4 protein-coding genes are annotated in these 2,505 nt (G+C 48.9%); 1 reads left to right on the plus strand and 3 read right to left on the minus strand.

What is annotated here, in order from left to right; genetic code table 11:
- Positions 1-429 (plus strand): transcription termination factor Rho (gene rho / locus WC614_14170; GenBank protein ID MFA5034150.1); only part of this gene is annotated, 429 nt, incomplete at its 5' end.
- A gap of 71 nt (positions 430-500) precedes the next feature.
- Here the strand turns inward: rho and WC614_14175 are convergent.
- The 3 genes from WC614_14175 to WC614_14185 all read right to left on the minus strand — a co-directional run.
- Positions 501-773 (minus strand): oxidative damage protection protein, encoded by a 273-nt coding sequence (locus WC614_14175; protein MFA5034151.1) that lies wholly within the window; start codon positions 771-773, stop codon positions 501-503.
- A complete protein-coding gene (mutY, locus tag WC614_14180; protein MFA5034152.1) occupies positions 770-1,819 on the minus strand; it encodes an A/G-specific adenine glycosylase in 1,050 nt (349 codons plus the stop codon). The genes WC614_14175 and mutY overlap by 4 nt, the downstream gene beginning before the upstream one ends.
- A 94-nt stretch (positions 1,820-1,913) precedes the next feature.
- The coding region (locus tag WC614_14185; GenBank protein ID MFA5034153.1) for an AsmA-like C-terminal region-containing protein at positions 1,914-2,505 on the minus strand (592 nt) is incomplete at its 5' end.

A 2,505-nucleotide genomic window follows, 5' to 3' on the forward strand; every position in this document is an offset into this window, starting at 1 on the left:
GTCGTACCTTCGTCAGGCAAGATCTTAACCGGCGGTGTCGATGCGAATGCGCTGGAAAAACCGAAACGCTTCTTCGGTGCGGCGCGGAATATAGAAGAGGGCGGCAGCTTGACTATTATCGCCACTGCGCTGGTTGATACCGGATCAAGAATGGACGAGGTCATCTACGAGGAATTCAAAGGTACCGGCAACATGGAGTTGCATCTGGACCGCAAAATTGCCGAGAAAAGAATTTATCCGGCGATTAACATCAACCGTTCCGGCACACGTCGGGAAGAGTATTTGGTTGATCCCGATACTTTGCAAAAAACCTGGATCTTGCGCAAGATTCTTCAGCCCATGGATGAAACCGCAGCTTCAGAATTCCTGATTGGCAAGCTTAAAGATTTTAAAACCAACGCAGAATTTTTCGATTCGATGAAGCGGTAGGTTTTACAAGACAGATACACCATAGCGCAACATCATTTGGTGTTGCGCTATGGGTCGTTAAAGGCTAATGATTAAGCCTTTGGCGGCACATAGCCTTCCGGCATTTCGTTGTTACCTTCAAACAGAAACTTGGTTCTTTCCTCGGCTAAAAACGCTCGGGCTTTCGGGTCAAAGCTGGCCAGTTTTCCCTCATTAATCAGCATGGTTTGCTTGGCTAACCATTCCTTCCAGGCTTGTTTGGATATTTTTTCAAATATTTCCTGACCTTTGGGACCCGGAAAAGGCGGTGCATCCAAGCCTTCGGTCTCTATTCCCAATTTTACGCATTTAACCAGTCTCGTCATTTTATTCTCTTGTGTGATTGTTGAAGCAGCAGCTTAATCGGCGCGGCTAAGCCAAGCTTATTAACCTGTTCAGCTTTATACCAGACAGATTGATCGGCTTCCATCACAATATTTATAGGGTTATCGGATTGAATAAGCAGCGGCGTGTAATCCAAATGATAATGGGAAAAGGTGTGGCGCCGGGTTGCCAGCGTCTGTTGGTCGGCAATATGAATACTCTTGGTTAAGCACCAGTCGTGTGCCGCCTTAATGCTGTCGAATTCCGGCAGGCTCCACAAACCGCCCCAGATACCGGTTGGGGGTCTTTTTTCAAGCAATATCCGGTTGTCGGCATCACTCAGCAGTAAAAAGGTAAGTTGCTTGACCGGCAAGGTCTTGGCAGGTTTCGGCGTCGGGAATGCCGAACTATTACCGGCAAGTCCAGCCAAACAATCGGCATTAAGCGGACAGGCCGCACAAGCAGGCTTGCTGCGGGTGCAGAGGGTTGCGCCCAAGTCCATCATGGCCTGAGTGTAATCCGCGACGCGGACTATGGGGGTCAGCTTGGCGCTGATTGCCCACAGTTCCTTGTTGACTGCGCTATTGCCAGGCCAGCCGGAAACGGCTCTAAACCGGGTTAGCACCCTTTTGACATTGCCATCAAGAATCGGGTGGCTTTTATTAAAGGCGATGCTCAATATGGCTCCCGCCGTTGACAGGCCTATGCCGGGTAATACAATCAGTTCATCCAGCGTATCGGGAAAACGGCCGCGTTCGGCAATAAGCTGCGCTGTTTTGTGCAGGTTGCGGGCGCGTGCGTAGTAGCCCAACCCCGACCAAAGATGGAGAACTTTATCAACAGGCGCGTTCGCCAAACTCGCAATATCGGGAAACTTTTCTATAAAAGTATTGAAATAAGGAATAACGGTAGCGACCTGGGTTTGCTGCAACATGGTTTCGGAAAGCCACACGCGGTAAGGCGTAAGGTCTTTTTGCCAGGGCAGGTCCTTACGACCGTATTGATCGAACCAGGCGAGGATGTTCTGTTGAAAAGCGGATGGACTCATAAGAGGCAAAAGACGAAAGATGAAGGGCGAAGGATTGCGTAGTTTAAGGGCTGCTTTTTTCGCCCTGTGACTCTTGCTTTTTGCCTGCTCCCCCTCACTTCAAAAGACCTTTCAACAGATTGCCCAGACCAGGGCCTATTTTTTTGTCGAGTTTATCGATTAGCTTTTCAACCTTGGCTTTGTTCTTATCGGTTAATAATGAAGCTATGTTTATCGTATAAGTCGGGTTGCTGAGTGTACCTGCAATATCAATGGCTACAGCGCCTTTAACTTGTTCCGGCTCAGCGCTAGCGGCATCTGAATCCAGCAATTTGGCATCGATTTTATAGTCCAGCGCTTCAGAATTGAGGTTTACGTTGCCTTTGCCGTCGACACGCAATTTGGAGGACTTGGCCGCAAGGTCGTTATTCTGGATCAGGCCGTTAGTGATCGTGGCCGTGCCGCTCATTTCCGAAAATAGCGTCTGGTCGTTTTTATTGTCCGAGGGCAAAGCAGAACCTTTAATGATCGCCTTGCCTTCATCAATGATTTTTTGCAGATTAAAACCTTTGATCACGCCGTCTTTGAACAGGAAACTTAACTGGCCGTTGAGCGACGCTTTCAATTCGTCTGCTTTGCGCCCCTGTCCTTGCAGCTGTGCGGATGCGTCAACAATGCCGCTCATTTTAGCTTCACCCTTGTAATCT

It is taken from the genome of bacterium (assembly GCA_041649255.1).
Classification (GTDB): Bacteria; Hydrothermota; UBA3073; order JACQXS01; family JAQTXJ01; genus JAQTXJ01.